Raw genomic sequence first — 15,349 nt, forward strand, 5'->3', positions numbered from 1 at the left:
TTTTGTGCCCATTTGGTTTTTCAGACAAAACGATTGAAAAATGACAAAAATTAGAATTGCTGTTCAAAAAAGTGGCCGTTTAAACGAGGATTCCCTTGCCATTTTAAAAGATTGCGGTATTTCCATCGATAACGGAAAAGACCAATTAAAAGCTACCTCCCGGAATTTCCCATTGGAAGTGTTTTATTTACGTAATGGTGACATCCCCCAATACTTACGGGATGGCGTGGTGGACATTGCCATTATCGGCGAAAATGTTTTGATTGAAAAAGGAAAAGACATTTCCATTGCGGAACGTTTGAATTTTTCCAAATGTCGTGTCTCCCTTGCTGTACCAAAGGGCGTTACCTATAATTCCATCAAGGATTTTGAAGGGAAAAAGATAGCCACTTCGTACCCGAATACAGTGAAAGAGTATTTGGCCTCAAAAGGGGTGACTGCAGATTTGCACATCATCAATGGGTCAGTGGAAATTGCACCCAACATAGGCTTGGCCTACGGGATTTGCGATATCGTATCCAGTGGCAGCACTCTTTTTAAAAACAATTTGAAAGAAGTGGAGGTAATGTTGAAAAGCGAAGCGGTATTGGCCGTATCTCCCACCATTTCCGAAGAGCGCAAAGAACTACTGAAGAAAATTCAGTTCAGGATCAAGTCGGTTTTACAAGCAAGACAGAACAAATACGTGTTGATGAACGCCCCAAACGACAAGCTGGATGAAATTATTTCCATTCTCCCTGGAATGCGCAGTCCCACGGTTTTACCTTTGGCAGAAGAGGGGTGGAGCTCTGTGCACACGGTAATCAATCGTGAAACCTTTTGGGAAGTTATCGATGAGCTTAAGGCAGCTGGTGCCGAAGGAATCTTGGTTTGTCCTATTGAAAAAATGGTATTGTAATGCAGCATATCAATTATCCACAGCGCACCGAATGGGAGCAAATTCTTAAACGTCCCACCCAGACCGTTTCTGACATTGAGGAAATTGTCAACAATATTTTTAAAGAGGTAAAAATTGATGGTGATACTGTCATCAAAAAATATACATCTCAATTTGATAAGGTAAAATTAGATTCCCTTTTTGTATCCGAAAGTGAAATTGAACAAGCAAGCAATGCTGTTTCCGATGCTTTGAAACAGGCTATTGCCCTAGCAAAATCCAATATTGAAAAGTTCCATGCCGCCCAGAAAACATCAAAAGTTGAAATGGAAACACTGCCAGGGGTGGAGTGTTGGCAGGAAAAACGTCCGATTCAAAAAGTGGGATTGTACATTCCAGGAGGCACAGCGCCACTATTTTCTACTATTTTGATGTTGGCCATTCCAGCAAAACTGGCGGGATGCCAAGAAATCGTGCTCTGCAGTCCACCAGACATAAATGGTGATATCAACCCAGCCATTTTATATACGGCCCAATTTTGTGGCGTAACAAAAATTGTTAAGGTTGGAGGCATTCAGGCCATAGCAGGGATGACCTTTGGCACGGAGAGTATTCCAAAAGTGCACAAAATATTTGGACCGGGCAACCAATATGTAACGGTTGCCAAGCAATTGGCTACGAAATATGGTGTGGCCATTGATATGCCGGCCGGGCCTAGTGAATTGCTGGTTGTTGCTGATGATTCTGCTAATCCAGCCTTTGTTGCTTCGGATTTATTGAGTCAGGCCGAACACGGGGTGGACAGTCAGGTAATTCTGGTTTCTACTTCAGAAAAATTGATTGATGCTGTTGAGAAGGAGATAGAAAGTCAAATTCAACAGTTGCCACGGGTGGAGATAGCTCAGAAGTCCGTTGGGAATAGCAGAATGATTTTAGTGGAAAACGACCAAGAAGCGTTGGAACTCATTAACGAGTATGGCCCTGAACATTTTATCGTTTGTGTTGAAAATGAGGGTTTTTATCTGGAAAACATCCAGAATGCCGGTTCTGTTTTTATTGGAAATTACACCCCGGAAAGTGCGGGCGACTATGCTTCCGGAACCAATCATACCCTGCCCACCAACGGTTATGCAAAACAATATAGCGGTGTAAATCTGGACAGTTTTCTGAAAAGTATGACTTTTCAGAAGATATCGGAGAAAGGTATCAAAGGTATCGGAACCGCCATTGAGTTGATGGCTGAGGCAGAAGGATTGCAAGCGCATAAAAATGCCGTAACCCTTAGACTTAAAAGTTTGAAATAATGGAGGGGTTTTTTGTAAATAAATTGGTTAGGGAGTCGGTTAGCAAGCTTCAACCGTACTCTTCGGCACGTGACGAGTATGTTTCCGATGGCTCTGAAATGGTATTTTTGGACGCCAATGAAAATCCTTTCGATAATGGGGTCAACCGCTATCCTGACCCTTATCAACGAAGTTTAAAATCACTGTTGGCGGAGCAAAAAGGAGTATCTGAAAACCAAATATTGCTCGGGAACGGGAGCGACGAGATACTGGATTTAATTTACCGAGCTTTTTGCGAACCGAATCAGGATAATATCATCACTTTACCGCCTACTTACGGTATGTACAAGGTGCTGGCAGGGATTAATGCAGTAGAGAACAAAGAGGTTCTTTTAACTGCTTATTTTGAGCCCAATGTGGATAAAATTCTAAACGTCGTTGACGACAATTCCAAGTTACTTTTTATTTGTTCGCCCAATAACCCCACTGGTAATTCCTTTAAAAAAGATGGGATTGAAAAACTATTGAAATCGTTCAAAGGACTAGTGGTGATTGACGAGGCATACATTGATTTTTCAAAAGATGAAAGTTGGTTGTCACAACTCGACAATTATCCCAATTTAATTGTGACCCAAACCCTATCAAAAGCCTATGGTTTGGCAGGCATTCGCTTGGGTATATGCTATGCATCCGAAGAAATCATCCGTATTTTGAACAAGATTAAACCTCCCTACAATGTCAATCAATTAACGCAGCAAAGAGCATTACAACGCGTTTTAAACCAAGATTTGGTCAACCAAGAAGTACAAAGTATTCTGAACGAAAGAACAGAGCTAATCAAAGCATTGGACAGTTTGGAATTTGTTTCAACATTATATCCCACCGATGCCAATTTTGTATTGGCCAAAGTGGATGATGCCAACAAACGCTACCAACAACTATTGAAAAAACAAGTAGTGGTACGCAACCGAAGTACACAACCACTATGTGAGAACACCCTACGGTTTACCGTGGGTACACCTGAGGAGAATAAAAAATTGATAGCTATCTTAAAAGAATTGAACTAATGGGCAAAAAAGTACTATTCATTGATCGTGATGGAACCATCATCAAGGAAACTGCCGATGAGCAGATAGATGCCTTTGAAAAAATGATTTTTTATCCCAAGGCCTTTACTTATTTGGGTAAAATTGCCAATGAGTTGGATTATGAGTTGGTGATGATTACCAATCAGGATGGGTTGGGCACCGATATTTTTCCAGAAGACACCTTTTGGCCCGTGCACAACTTTATCATTAAATCTTTTGAAAATGAAGGAGTAGTATTCGATAATGTGTTTATCGACAGGACATTCCCAAAAGAGAATGCGGATACTCGAAAGCCCGGCACTGGCATGTTGACCTCTTATTTTTCGGATGAATATGATTTGACGAATTCATTTGTAATTGGTGATAGGTTAACGGATGTGGAGTTGGCCAAAAATCTGGGTGCCAAAGGTATCTTTATTAATGATGAAACTAATTTGGGCACAGGGGAAATCACGGTAAAGCGTGAAGAATTGGATGACCATATCGCTTTGGAAAGTAACGATTGGCAAAAAATTTATGAATTCTTGAAGCTTGAGAACCGCATTGCTGAAATTTCCCGAAAAACCAACGAGACCGATATTCAAATAAAAATCAACCTGGATGGAACTGGGAAAAGTGACATCAACACGGGCTTGGCCTTTTTTGATCATATGTTGGACCAATTGGCTCGACACGGACAAATGGATTTGGATATCAAAGTAGATGGCGATTTAGAAGTGGACGAACATCACACTATTGAAGATACGGCTATTGCTTTGGGTGAATTGTTCTCCAAGGCACTTGGAAACAAACTGGGCATCGAACGCTATGGTTTTGCGTTACCGATGGACGATTGCCTCGCACAAGTGGCCATTGATTTCGGCGGACGAAACTGGTTGGTTTGGGATACCGAATTCAAGCGAGAAAAAGTGGGGGACATGCCTACGGAGATGTTCATGCACTTTTTTAAATCCTTTACAGATGGTGCCAAGGCCAATTTGAACATTAAAGCGGAAGGAACCAACGAACACCATAAAATCGAAGCGATATTCAAGGCCCTTGCCAAGTCCATTAAAATGGCAGTGAAACGAGACGCAGAGAAAATGGTATTGCCATCAACTAAAGGAATGCTTTAAATGAAAATAGTAATAATCGATTACGGTGCCGGAAACATCCAGAGCATCATGTTTGCCATAAAACGGCTAGGTTTTGAGGCTATTTTGAGTCATGATGCTGATGAAATCCGGACTGCCGATAAAGTAATTTTCCCAGGGGTTGGTGAAGCAAGTTCTGCCATGTCAAAGTTAAGAGCCACAGGATTGGACAAGGTAATTCCAACCCTGAAACAGCCTGTTTTGGGTATTTGTTTGGGCATGCAATTGATGTGTCACTCATCCGAAGAGGGGAAAACCGAAGGTTTGGGCATCTTTGATTTGGATGTAGTGAAATTCTCCAACGCTGTCAAAGTCCCTCAAATTGGATGGAACCAGATTTCTGATCTACAAAGTGAGTTGTTCGCAAACATTCCAGAAAAATCCTATATCTACTTGGTGCATAGTTTTTATGCTCCTTTGGGAAAAGAAACCATTGCCACATCCGAATATGATGTGGAATACAGTGCCGCTTTACAGAAAAACAATTTTTATGGGGTACAGTTCCATCCCGAAAAGAGCAGTGATGTGGGCAGTGACATATTGAAGAACTTTTTAACCCTAATCTAAAATGGATTTCTATATTTCAACGGATAAGGGCAAATTGAATAAACAAAAGATTCATGAAGAGGTTTCTTCAACTTATTGGGGAAAGGGGAGGACTTGGGAAGAAACACAGATGACCATTGAGAAAAGTATCTGTTTTGGCATGTTCGATAAGAACGATGAGCAGATTGCCTATGCCAGAATGATGACGGACGGTTTGGTTTTTGCCTATATTATGGATGTAATTGTCTTTGATCCATACAAAGGCAAAGGTCTGGGAAAAAAACTGGTTCAACATATTTTGGACCGGCCCGATGTGAAAAAAGTAAATACAGTTGCTCTTAAAACAATGGACGCCCATAGCTTTTATGAAGCTTTAGGTTTTAAAAATGTAGGGGATTCAAAAATGTGGATGTCCATAGAACGAGTAAAATACGATTAGAACATGAGAATCATTCCAGCCATAGATATTATTGACGGGAAATGTGTCCGCCTTTCAAAAGGCGATTATAGCACCAAAAAGGTGTACAACGAAAACCCGTTGGAAGTTGCCAAGGAATTTGAAGCACACGGTATCAAGCACCTACATTTGGTGGATTTGGACGGGGCTAAGTCCAAGCATATTGTCAATTACAAAGTACTGGAAAACATTGCCTTAAAAACTAGTTTGCAAATTGATTTTGGAGGTGGATTAAAATCGGGGGATGACTTGCACATTGCCTTTCAAAGCGGTGCGTATCAAATTACCGGAGGAAGCATTGCCGTAAAGGATAGGGAAACTTTTTTGAGCTGGTTGTCGACCTATGGTGCCAGAAAAATCATTTTAGGTGCAGATGCCAACAATGAAAAGGTCGCGGTTTCGGGCTGGCAAGAAGAATCTGACCTGGACTTGATTCCTTTTGTTCAGCAATATCAATCTGAAGGCATCGAATATGTGATTTGTACAGATATAAGCAAAGATGGCATGTTACAAGGCCCTGCCTTCCAGTTATACACAAAAATGCTGTCCCAAACCAAAAAAGGCTTAAATTTAATTGCCAGCGGAGGTATATCCACCTTTGACGAACTCCCCAAACTTGCCGAAATAGGTTGTGAAGGCACAATCATTGGAAAAGCCATTTATGAAGGCAAAATCAGTTTAAAGCAATTGGAACATTATATTCTTGAAAATGGATAAGGAAAAAGAACTTCAGGAGGAATTGGTTTGGAACGCGGGGTATCGCATGAACGAAAGCTTGCGTATGATTAAAATTTGTTTGGAACAACTATCGGAAGAGCAAGTTTGGGAAAAACCGAACGAATCGAGTAACAGCATTGCCAATCTTATCCTTCATTTGTGCGGAAACATTACCCAGTACGGAATTGCCTCCATCCAAAATTTAGAGGATGAGCGCAAACGGGATGAGGAATTTTCAACGGAATCAGGTTACACAAAGGATGAACTCATAAAAAAATTGGAAGACACCATATCCGATGCGAAAAGAGCTTTTTACGATGCTCCAATCAAAGAGTTGCTTCGTAAAAGAAATGTTCAGGGTTTCAACTTTTCCGGGGTGGGCAATATCATCCATGTTACGGAGCATTTATCCTATCACACAGGCCAAATAGCACTTTGGACCAAACTATTGCAGAACAAGGACCTAGGGTTTTATGGTGACGTAGACCTGAATGTCAAGAATGAAACAAAGAATTAATGCTGACAAAAAGAATCATACCCTGTCTCGATATTAAAAACGGACGCACCGTAAAAGGAATCAACTTTGTGGATTTACGCGATGCAGGCGACCCAGTGGAATTGGCGTCTATTTATGCCAAAGAAGGCGCCGACGAATTGGTGTTTTTGGATATTTCCGCCACCGAAGAGAAAAGAAAGACCCTTGCCGAACTGGTCTATCACGTAGCAGAGACCATCAATATCCCTTTTACAGTCGGAGGAGGGATTTCGTCTGTGGAAGATGTGGATGTTCTTCTTAAAAACGGTGCCGACAAGGTTTCCATCAACTCATCGGCGGTAAAAAGACCTGAATTGATCAATGAACTGGTCGCCAAATTCGGTTCGCAATGTATCGTTGTGGCCATTGATGCCAAACAAGTTGATGGAAAATGGAAAGTCCATTTGGTAGGAGGGAAGGTACCCACGGAACTGGACCTTTTTGAATGGGCCAAGGAAGTAGAGGAACGTGGGGCAGGTGAAATCTTGTTCACTTCGATGGACCACGATGGCACTAAAAATGGCTTTGCCAATAAAGCTTTGGCTGAATTATCAGAATTGGTGAATATTCCAGTAATAGCATCAGGTGGTGCGGGCACCGTTTCACACTTTACAGATACATTTAAGGATGGAAAGGCTGATGCCGCTTTGGCTGCCAGTGTTTTTCATTTTAAGGAAATCGAAATCAATACACTCAAAGAAGAATTAAAGGAAGAAGGAATTCCTGTTAGAATATGAAATCCACATCTCGATGCCTCGACTGCGCTCAGGATGACATCTCGATGGAACAGCTTAAGAAAAAATCAAAATGCAGATAGACTTCAATAAAAATTCAGACGGACTTGTGCCAGCCATTGTTCAAGATGCAACTACCAAAAATGTATTGATGCTGGGCTACATGAACCAAGAGGCGTTTGATAAAACCCAAGAAACCCAAAAAGTCACATTTTTTAGCCGCTCCAAGCAACGGTTATGGACCAAAGGCGAGGAAAGCGGCAACTTTTTGAACCTTGTCGACATGCAAGTGGATTGCGACAATGACACGCTTTTGGTAAAAGTAAATCCCGTTGGACATACCTGTCACAAGGGAACCGACACCTGCTGGGCCGAGAAAAATGTTCAAGGGTATGGTTTTTTGTCAACATTGGAAGACGTCATCGAATCCAGGAAAAACGACCAAGAAAATCCGGATAGTTATGTAGCCTCCCTTTTCCGAAAAGGCATCAATAAAATTGCTCAAAAAGTAGGCGAAGAGGCTGTGGAAACCGTGATAGAGGCCAAAGACGACAACGAGGAACTTTTCTTGAACGAGAGTGCTGACTTATTGTTTCACTACTTGATTTTACTTCAAGCCAAAGGCTATACCTTGGATGATATTGCCCAAGTGCTCGAAAAGCGTCATTAAACAAATCCGTTAAGTTTTTTCTAAACGTTCAGCCTTTACAGCGAAATACCGTAAATTTATGTAATGGCTATGAACACAAGAAAAGGGTTTCGTTTTACCAATTACGAGGCACCAGACCAAACTCCGTTCGAAAAACTCTTTGAGATTTTTCAGGAACTTGTTACCCATACTTCGGGTGACGTGGAGGAAGCGCTGGATTGGCTCCGTGAATTGGACAAGGAATACGAGCTTACCGACGACGATTACACCATTGATGATTTTATAGAAGACCTCAAGGCCAAAGGATATATCCGTGAGGAATTTGACATGAATGGTCCACAGGGTGGTGAAGGTAAAGAGGGTGATGAGACCGGCGGAGGTGGAAGCCTGTCCGTTACCGCGAAGTTGGAACGCATGCTCCGCCAAAGAGCTTTGGACCAAATCTTCGGGAAAATCAAACGAAGCGGTTCGGGTAATCACAAAACCGGTAAATCGGGTAAAGGTGATGAGCATACAGGAGAATTCCGTGAATACCGTTTTGGGGATTCATTGGAACATATCAGTATGACGGAAAGTCTTAAAAATGCCCAGGTAAACCACGGATTGGATAACTTTTCTTTGAGTGAAGAGGATTTGGTAGTGGAAGATACCATGCACAAAGCTCAGATGAGCACCGTGTTGATGATTGATATCAGCCATAGCATGATTTTATATGGTGAGGACAGAATTACACCGGCCAAAAAAGTAGCAATGGCACTCGCTGAACTGATTACCACGCGTTATCCAAAGGATACCTTGGACATTTTGGTCTTTGGAAACGATGCTTGGCCCATTCCCATAAAGGATTTACCCTATTTAAGAGTCGGACCCTATCACACCAATACGGTTGCGGGATTGCAGCTTGCAATGGATATGCTTCGTAGAAAGCGAAACACCAATAAACAGATTTTTATGATCACGGATGGAAAACCATCGTGTTTACGCCTTCCGAACGGTGACTATTACAAGAATAGCGTGGGTCTGGACGAGTACATCGTTGAAAAATGCTACGCAATGGCTCAGCAGGCCAGAAAACTTCATATTCCCATTACCACCTTTATGATTGCAGAAGACCCCTATCTGATGCAGTTTGTGCGTGAATTTACCAAAGCGAACAAAGGAAAAGCCTTTTATACAGGCCTTAAAGGTTTGGGCGAAATGATATTTGAAGACTACGAACAAAATAGAAAAAGAAGAATAAAAGGATAACACAACATATGAAATTGGACCACACCAAAATATCAACGCTAGGTGAATTGAAATCAGCTGGCTATACAACCAAAAGCATTAAAGACGAGCTCAGGGAAAATCTCTTGGAGAAAATCTCCAAAGGAGAACAGGTGTTCGAAGGTGTCTGGGGGTACGAGAACTCGGTAATTCCAGAATTGGAAAGAGCGATTCTATCCAGACACAACATTAATTTATTGGGATTGAGGGGGCAAGCAAAAACGCGTTTAGCCCGCTTGATGGTGCAACTTTTGGACGAATGGATGCCGATAGTGGAGGGTTCCGAAATCCACGATGACCCATTGGACCCTATTTCGAGATATGCCACGGAACTCATCAAAGAAAAAGGAGATGACACTCCAATTAGTTGGGTGCACAGAAGTGAACGTTTCTATGAAAAATTGGCCACACCAGATGTTACCGTAGCAGATTTAATTGGAGATGTAGATCCGATTAAAGCAGCCAATCTTAAGTTATCCTACGCGGATGACCGTGTGATTCATTTTGGAATGATACCCAGGGCCAACCGTTGTATTTTTGTGATCAATGAGCTCCCAGACCTTCAAGCAAGAATTCAAGTGGCCTTATTTAATATTCTTCAAGAAGGCGACATCCAGATTCGAGGGTTTAAACTGCGTTTGCATCTGGACATTCAATTTGTATTTACTGCAAACCCTGAGGATTATACAAACAGAGGAAGTATTGTAACCCCATTGAAGGATAGAATCGGTTCACAAATTTTGACCCATTATCCGGAAAGCATCGAGATTGCGAAGAAGATTACAAAACAAGAAGCACAGCTGGATAAGCGTCAGTCTGATTTTGTGTATGTACCGGAAATCGCGATGGATTTATTGGAACAAATCAGTTTTGAAGCCCGAAATAGTGAATACGTAGATGCCAAAAGTGGTGTAAGTGCCCGTATGAGCATCACAGCTTTCGAAAATCTATTGAGTACCGCTGAACGTAGGGCCATTGTTGCCGGAGATGAAAAAACTTCTGTTCGTTTGAGTGATTTTATGGGTGTTGTGCCATCCATCACAGGGAAAATTGAGTTGGTTTACGAAGGAGAGCAGGAGGGCGCAGGTTCCGTTGCGGAGAATTTGATAGAAGATGCCGCTAAATCATTATTTCCGAGTTATTTCCCGAAAATTGAAAAGCTTCAGCGTAAAGAAGAGGAAAACGAATATGATGAATTGGTCAGTTGGTTTTTTGATGGCGAGGGTTTTGACCTTTTGGACGACGAAAAAGAAGAGGACTATAAATCCAAACTGGATTCCATCGGCCCGCTCAACAATCTCATGAAAGAATATCAGCCTGAGGTTTCGAAAGAAGATGCTTATTTCCTAAAAGAACTGGTGCTTTGGGGACTGGTTGCCCATAAAAAACTGAGCAAACATCGCTTTGAGCAAGGCTATCAGTTCAAAGATCTCTACGGAAGTTACATCCGAGGGTTGTAGCCTATTGCCAAATATTCAGGTTGTCGTTGTAGTTTTCAAAATTGTAAACGCCCACGTAGCGCTTTCTCAACCAAAAGGTATAAAGTGTTAGGATTGGCAAGATACTGTAAAGTACCACCGAAAGGGTAGCTACTGGTTTAAAAGTAGCTGGAATTACATGTTGTCCATATAGATTTATAGAATTCAAAACGGCGATGCTATCATATATTTTAAAGGCATATACAATCATAATAGCGTAAAGTACGTACTCGATATTTCGCATTTTGGGGTCTGGCAGCTCATCTTCGGTAATTTTAAACCAAACCACATAGAGGTATAGAAAATGAACAGATGTGAGTATGGGAAATATATAGTTATCAGCTTTTAAAAAGTAAAATTGATTGGTGTAAACGCCATAAAAGCTTAATACAATCAAGGTTAACAAAACCGCTGCACTAGCGAGAATATTTCTTTTCCAAGTGATGATTTTTGACAGGGTATTCATATTACTTTGAGAATTTGGGACTTTGATAGCATAAAGAACGGGCATTTTATAAGACTATTTCAAAGAAATCGATGACCCGTAAACAATGTTGGATAATGCGAAAAATCCGACATGAAAGTCCAAAAAACTGATACGTAAATGATTTGTCTACTCAAAAAGATCTGAAGACAGATAGCGGTCCCCTCGATCACAAACAATGGACACAATAGTGCCACTTTCCAAAGTTTCGGCCAAACGTAGGGCAACGGTGGCAGCTCCGCCACTGCTCATACCTGAAAATATACCTTCTTCCTTAGCCAATCGCTTCGCCATTTCCGTGGCATCTTGCTCACTGACCTCCATTACGGTATCCACTTTGGACGGATTAAAGATTTTTGGAAGATATTCTTTCGGCCACTTGCGTATACCTGGTATTTTGGAATCATCGGTAGGCTGTACCCCGACGATTTGAACATTGGGATTCTGCTCTTTCAAATAGGTAGAAGTCCCCATTATGGTTCCCGTAGTCCCCATGCTGGATACAAAATGAGTGATTTTCCCATTGGTATCCCTCCAAATTTCAGGGCCTGTGGTTTTGTAATGTGCCTTCCAATTATCATCATTCGAAAATTGGTTCAGCATTTTAAAGCCTTCTTCTTTTACTTTGGCTTCAGCATAATCCCTGGCACCTTCAATCCCGACATCAGCAGGTGTCAAAGTAACTTTTGCACCATAGGCCTTCATGGTCTGTACCCGCTCCTTGGTAGAGTTTTCAGGCATCACAAGCTCAATATCCAGCCCAAAAAGACCTGCAATCATGGCCAAGCCAATACCTGTATTTCCACTTGTGGCTTCTATTAATTTAGTTTCCTTGGTAAAATCTCCACGTTCCAGCCCACTTTTGATCATATTATAGGCAGGCCTATCTTTCACGCTTCCTCCAGGGTTGTTCCCTTCAAGCTTAAAAAGGATTTTTACATTTGGATTGGTGTTCAATACTTTGGATTCCACCAAAGGGGTGTTTCCGATAAGGTCTAGTATGCTGTTAGACATTTGGGGTTGTCTTTATTTTGATTTCTGGTTTATGATAAACTTTTGAGTTGGGCGGTACGGATTCTGTTATCCAAGCATTACCACCGATGATGGAATTCGCTCCAACTACGGTTTCTCCACCCAAAATAGTAGCATTGGCGTAAATGGTGACATTGTTTTCGATAGTGGGATGTCGCTTGGTTTTCTCCAAATTCTTGGCTACATAGAGCGCTCCCAGAGTAACCCCTTGATAAATTTTCACATTATCATGTATTATGGCAGTTTCCCCGATAACCACACCTGTAGCATGATCGATAAAAAAGGACTTTCCAATCTTTGCGCCAGGGTTGATATCCACACCTGTTTGTCGGTGCGCATATTCGGTCATCATGCGTGGAATCAATGGAACACCTTCCTCATAGAGTTCGTGAGCCAATCTATAAATGGCAATGGCATAAAATCCAGGGTAGGCCATATAAATTTCTTGCAGGGAAAGAGAAGCCGGGTCACAATTCAGTATCGCTTCAGCATCCAGATTCAAGTTTTCAAGGATTTGCGGCAAATGGGCTACATAATTTCCCCAGAGTTCCTCGCTCGGTTTTTCCAGGTCCCAACATGCCATATCCATCAACACATTGAATTTTTTCTCCAACAGTTCCAAGTTGACGGCAACTGGTGTGTTGGCATCGAATAAAGTATAGAATAATGTGTCCGTGAAGTTCTCTGTTTCCTGCTTTAACCGATAATCCAGATAAGGCAGTTTTTTGTGCCTATTGAGTTCGGCAATAATTTTATCCTTGTCCATACTGCTCTGTATTGTCTTAAAATTAGACAAATCCTTACCATGCGAAGGTATAAAAGGCTAACTTTAGTTTAAAAATAACATATTATCGATATATGACATCCAATGTTACAATATCCAAAGAGGTTTTTGATTTTTTGGACGAATTGAAGAACAATAACAATCGGGATTGGTTTGAAGCACATAAACCTGAATTCAAAAAGCGTCAATCTGAGGTCAAAGCATTTCTTGAAGCGGCCAAACTCAATTTGAACCATCATGATGAGATTGAGAAAATGAAGTTGTTTCGTATTTATCGGGATGTTCGTTTTTCCAAAGACAAAACACCGTACAAAACCCATTTTGCTGGATTCTTTTCCAGATTAGGTGCTCACTTAAGGGGTGGTTACTACATTCACATCAAACCAGGGGAGTCATTTTTAGGTGCCGGATTCTGGGCTCCAAACAAGGAAGATTTATTCCGCATACGAAAAGAACTGGAAATGGATGCCGATGAATTCCGCGAAGTCATCAATCAAAAAGAATTGAAAGCCGTTTGGGGAGAATTGAGAGGGGAAGAATTAAAAACCGCTCCAATAGGTTTTGACAAAGAGCATCCAGACATCGACCTCATTCGAAAAAAACAGTTCGTGTTCATGCGTCAACTTTCTGACAAAGAAGTGCTTTCGGCTTCATTTTTAAACGAAGTGGATATGTCATTCAAGGCTATACGCCCTTATTTTGACTTGATGAGCGATATCCTTACCACCAATTTGAACGGGGAATCAGTTTTGGAATAGGGTTTCTTCTTCCAATATTTGAATTTGATCTTTTAGGCGCTCCACCACCATATTCATCATTCTTTTGTTCAAAGCAGAGGAATTGGTAATATAATCGCGGTATTCCTCCACGGTAAACTGGCCAATGATCATTCCCTTTAGGGAATTCCTGAATTTAATATCCTTTTGGATGGCTCGCTCAATGTATTGGAACTTTTTCTCCAAAGAAAGTTCGTAGAAAACTCCCTTATGCTTGTTTGCATAATTCTTGAAAGCCTCTACCAATAAATAGTTTTGGAGTTTAATTACGGGGCGAAGCGTCTTGTTCTGGAAATGCTCATCAAACCCCATTTGGCTGTTAAAATGTGACTCGGGAATGCTTGGACGGATGTCCAATCTACGGTCGGATTGTGAATCCATGGTTGTGATTTTTAATAAAATTACAGAATGATGAATCCCACACTTTTAAATATGGCAATAGTTGTCAACGATGTTATGAACAACCTTTTTGAATTCACTATTTTAGAGCCAAAGTAAGCTGCAAAATGAAATTCGGAAAAGTAGACCACCCAGAACATATAGATTTTAGCATGCCACCCGACCATCCTGATACCTCGGTGGTGTTGTCCAAAACCAAAACAGGTGCAAAGCCCAAAATTCATGTCGGCTGCGCCAAATGGAACCGACAAGACCTTAAGAATTTCTATCCTCGAGGTACAAAGGATGAACTGGAATACTACTCCTCACAATTCAACAGTATTGAGCTGAATGCCACCTTCTATCGCATATTTCCTGGAGAACAGTATGAAAAATGGCGTGACAAAACTCCTGACGGTTTTAAGTTTTTTCCAAAAATGACCAATGAGGTAAGCCATTTGCGCCGAATGAACGATAAGGCACTGGAAGCTGCCGATCGTTACTTGGAAGTGACACCATTACTCGGAGATAAACTGGGCACCATATTTTTACAGATGCACAACAACTTTGGCCCCAAAAATTGGGATAGGGTAGTGCGCTTTGTGGAATACTGGCCCAAAGAGTTTCCGCTGGCCATGGAATTCCGGCACACTGACTGGTTCAACGATGAAAAAGTAGCTCAAGAATTATATCACTTACTCGAAGAAAACAACATTGCCAACATATTAGTGGATACCGCGGGTAGGAGGGACCTCATGCACATGCGATTAACCAAGAATGAAGCTTTTGTTCGCTATGTGGGCGCCAATCACGAATCGGATTATCCTCGCTTGGATGATTGGATTGATCGTTTGTCTTCTTGGATGGATATGGGGTTGGAAAACATTCACTTCTTTGTGCATCAGAATCTTGAGTTAGAGTCTCCTTTGTTATCCGCATACTTCATAAAGCAACTAAATAGCAAATTGGGCTTTGATTTACACATTCCCAAGACCACTTTGCCCTCTCAAAAGGGTTTATTCGATTAAAAGACCACAATTTGATCAAGTTTAAAATCTTGGGCATTTAAAATTATTCACTCAATATTTGGGTTGTAGAAATTATCTCAAATTCGTAATTCGCATCAATTAAG

General features: G+C 41.3%; 18 protein-coding genes. 14 read left to right on the forward strand and 4 right to left on the reverse strand.

What is annotated here, in order from left to right; genetic code table 11:
- The first annotated feature begins 40 nt into the window (after window positions 1-40).
- From hisG to EO132_RS03630, 12 genes are all read left to right on the forward strand, one after another.
- Window positions 41-898 (forward strand): ATP phosphoribosyltransferase, encoded by an 858-nt coding sequence (hisG, locus tag EO132_RS03575; RefSeq protein ID WP_127136636.1) that lies wholly within the window; start codon window positions 41-43, stop codon window positions 896-898.
- Entirely contained in the window at window positions 898-2,181 is a 1,284-nt protein-coding gene (hisD, locus tag EO132_RS03580) for a histidinol dehydrogenase (protein ID WP_127136637.1), read from the forward strand. The genes hisG and hisD overlap by 1 nt, the downstream gene beginning before the upstream one ends.
- Window positions 2,181-3,227, forward strand: a complete 1,047-nt coding sequence (hisC, locus tag EO132_RS03585; RefSeq protein ID WP_127136638.1) for a histidinol-phosphate transaminase — start codon at window positions 2,181-2,183, stop codon at window positions 3,225-3,227. Before hisD ends, hisC begins: the two co-directional genes overlap by 1 nt.
- Window positions 3,227-4,363 (forward strand): bifunctional histidinol-phosphatase/imidazoleglycerol-phosphate dehydratase HisB, encoded by a 1,137-nt coding sequence (hisB, locus tag EO132_RS03590; RefSeq protein WP_127136639.1) that lies wholly within the window; start codon window positions 3,227-3,229, stop codon window positions 4,361-4,363. The genes hisC and hisB overlap by 1 nt, the downstream gene beginning before the upstream one ends.
- Entirely contained in the window at window positions 4,364-4,948 is a 585-nt protein-coding gene (gene hisH / locus EO132_RS03595; protein ID WP_127136640.1) for an imidazole glycerol phosphate synthase subunit HisH, read from the forward strand.
- A 1-nt stretch (window position 4,949) separates the two neighbouring features.
- Window positions 4,950-5,366 carry a GNAT family N-acetyltransferase gene (locus EO132_RS03600; protein ID WP_127136641.1) on the forward strand — a complete coding sequence of 139 codons (417 nt, stop codon included), beginning with the start codon at window positions 4,950-4,952 and terminating at the stop codon, window positions 5,364-5,366.
- Window positions 5,367-5,369: 3 nt separating this feature from the next.
- A complete protein-coding gene (gene hisA / locus EO132_RS03605; protein ID WP_127136642.1) occupies window positions 5,370-6,101 on the forward strand; it encodes a 1-(5-phosphoribosyl)-5-[(5-phosphoribosylamino)methylideneamino]imidazole-4-carboxamide isomerase in 732 nt (243 codons plus the stop codon).
- Complete coding sequence (locus EO132_RS03610; protein WP_127136643.1) at window positions 6,094-6,618, forward strand: DinB family protein; 525 nt, start codon at window positions 6,094-6,096, stop codon at window positions 6,616-6,618. The genes hisA and EO132_RS03610 overlap by 8 nt, the downstream gene beginning before the upstream one ends.
- Window positions 6,618-7,373 (forward strand): imidazole glycerol phosphate synthase subunit HisF, encoded by a 756-nt coding sequence (hisF, locus tag EO132_RS03615; protein WP_127136644.1) that lies wholly within the window; start codon window positions 6,618-6,620, stop codon window positions 7,371-7,373. The genes EO132_RS03610 and hisF overlap by 1 nt, the downstream gene beginning before the upstream one ends.
- Window positions 7,374-7,443: 70 nt before the next feature.
- A complete protein-coding gene (gene hisIE, locus EO132_RS03620) occupies window positions 7,444-8,040 on the forward strand; it encodes a bifunctional phosphoribosyl-AMP cyclohydrolase/phosphoribosyl-ATP diphosphatase HisIE (RefSeq protein WP_127136645.1) in 597 nt (198 codons plus the stop codon).
- A gap of 63 nt (window positions 8,041-8,103) precedes the next feature.
- Entirely contained in the window at window positions 8,104-9,267 is a 1,164-nt protein-coding gene (locus EO132_RS03625) for a vWA domain-containing protein (protein WP_127136646.1), read from the forward strand.
- 8 nt (window positions 9,268-9,275) lie between these two features.
- Window positions 9,276-10,745 carry a magnesium chelatase gene (locus EO132_RS03630; protein WP_127136647.1) on the forward strand — a complete coding sequence of 490 codons (1,470 nt, stop codon included), beginning with the start codon at window positions 9,276-9,278 and terminating at the stop codon, window positions 10,743-10,745.
- A gap of 1 nt (window position 10,746) precedes the next feature.
- On the opposite strand, the gene EO132_RS03635 is transcribed toward EO132_RS03630, so the two are convergent.
- From EO132_RS03635 to epsC, 3 genes are all read right to left on the reverse strand, one after another.
- Window positions 10,747-11,229, reverse strand: coding sequence for a hypothetical protein (locus EO132_RS03635; RefSeq protein WP_164732266.1), 483 nt, complete (start codon window positions 11,227-11,229; stop codon window positions 10,747-10,749).
- Window positions 11,230-11,376: 147 nt separating this feature from the next.
- Entirely contained in the window at window positions 11,377-12,261 is an 885-nt protein-coding gene (gene cysM, locus EO132_RS03640; RefSeq protein ID WP_127136649.1) for a cysteine synthase CysM, read from the reverse strand.
- The gene (gene epsC, locus EO132_RS03645; RefSeq protein ID WP_127136650.1) at window positions 12,254-13,045 is read right to left on the reverse strand and encodes a serine O-acetyltransferase EpsC; all 792 of its coding nucleotides are present in this window, start codon (window positions 13,043-13,045) and stop codon (window positions 12,254-12,256) included. The genes cysM and epsC overlap by 8 nt, the downstream gene beginning before the upstream one ends.
- Before the next feature lie 92 nt (window positions 13,046-13,137).
- On the opposite strand from epsC, the gene EO132_RS03650 reads away from it, so the two are divergent.
- Complete coding sequence (locus EO132_RS03650; protein WP_127136651.1) at window positions 13,138-13,821, forward strand: DUF2461 domain-containing protein; 684 nt, start codon at window positions 13,138-13,140, stop codon at window positions 13,819-13,821.
- Here the strand turns inward: EO132_RS03650 and EO132_RS03655 are convergent.
- Window positions 13,807-14,220: a glyoxalase gene (locus tag EO132_RS03655; protein WP_127136652.1), complete on the reverse strand. Its 414-nt coding sequence runs from the start codon at window positions 14,218-14,220 to the stop codon at window positions 13,807-13,809. The two genes, EO132_RS03650 and EO132_RS03655, sit on opposite strands and share 15 nt — an antisense overlap.
- A gap of 125 nt (window positions 14,221-14,345) precedes the next feature.
- Between EO132_RS03655 and EO132_RS03660 the strand changes: the two genes are divergently transcribed.
- The gene (locus EO132_RS03660; protein ID WP_127136653.1) at window positions 14,346-15,245 is read left to right on the forward strand and encodes a DUF72 domain-containing protein; all 900 of its coding nucleotides are present in this window, start codon (window positions 14,346-14,348) and stop codon (window positions 15,243-15,245) included.
- The last annotated feature ends 104 nt before the right edge of the window (window positions 15,246-15,349 follow it).

It is taken from the genome of Flagellimonas oceanensis, from assembly GCF_003992595.1.
Classification (GTDB): domain Bacteria; phylum Bacteroidota; class Bacteroidia; order Flavobacteriales; family Flavobacteriaceae; genus Flagellimonas; species Flagellimonas oceanensis.

Coding starts and splice junctions, on each gene's coding strand:
- hisG (WP_127136636.1), top strand. CDS start 41: ATGACAAAAATTAGAATTGCTGTTCAAAAAAGTGGCCGTTTAAACGAG.
- hisD (WP_127136637.1), top strand. CDS start 898: ATGCAGCATATCAATTATCCACAGCGCACCGAATGGGAGCAAATTCTT.
- hisC (WP_127136638.1), top strand. CDS start 2,181: ATGGAGGGGTTTTTTGTAAATAAATTGGTTAGGGAGTCGGTTAGCAAG.
- hisB (WP_127136639.1), top strand. CDS start 3,227: ATGGGCAAAAAAGTACTATTCATTGATCGTGATGGAACCATCATCAAG.
- hisH (WP_127136640.1), top strand. CDS start 4,364: ATGAAAATAGTAATAATCGATTACGGTGCCGGAAACATCCAGAGCATC.
- EO132_RS03600 (WP_127136641.1), top strand. CDS start 4,950: ATGGATTTCTATATTTCAACGGATAAGGGCAAATTGAATAAACAAAAG.
- hisA (WP_127136642.1), top strand. CDS start 5,370: ATGAGAATCATTCCAGCCATAGATATTATTGACGGGAAATGTGTCCGC.
- EO132_RS03610 (WP_127136643.1), top strand. CDS start 6,094: ATGGATAAGGAAAAAGAACTTCAGGAGGAATTGGTTTGGAACGCGGGG.
- hisF (WP_127136644.1), top strand. CDS start 6,618: ATGCTGACAAAAAGAATCATACCCTGTCTCGATATTAAAAACGGACGC.
- hisIE (WP_127136645.1), top strand. CDS start 7,444: ATGCAGATAGACTTCAATAAAAATTCAGACGGACTTGTGCCAGCCATT.
- EO132_RS03625 (WP_127136646.1), top strand. CDS start 8,104: ATGGCTATGAACACAAGAAAAGGGTTTCGTTTTACCAATTACGAGGCA.
- EO132_RS03630 (WP_127136647.1), top strand. CDS start 9,276: ATGAAATTGGACCACACCAAAATATCAACGCTAGGTGAATTGAAATCA.
- EO132_RS03635 (WP_164732266.1), bottom strand. CDS start 11,229: ATGAATACCCTGTCAAAAATCATCACTTGGAAAAGAAATATTCTCGCT.
- cysM (WP_127136649.1), bottom strand. CDS start 12,261: ATGTCTAACAGCATACTAGACCTTATCGGAAACACCCCTTTGGTGGAA.
- epsC (WP_127136650.1), bottom strand. CDS start 13,045: ATGGACAAGGATAAAATTATTGCCGAACTCAATAGGCACAAAAAACTG.
- EO132_RS03650 (WP_127136651.1), top strand. CDS start 13,138: ATGACATCCAATGTTACAATATCCAAAGAGGTTTTTGATTTTTTGGAC.
- EO132_RS03655 (WP_127136652.1), bottom strand. CDS start 14,220: ATGGATTCACAATCCGACCGTAGATTGGACATCCGTCCAAGCATTCCC.
- EO132_RS03660 (WP_127136653.1), top strand. CDS start 14,346: ATGAAATTCGGAAAAGTAGACCACCCAGAACATATAGATTTTAGCATG.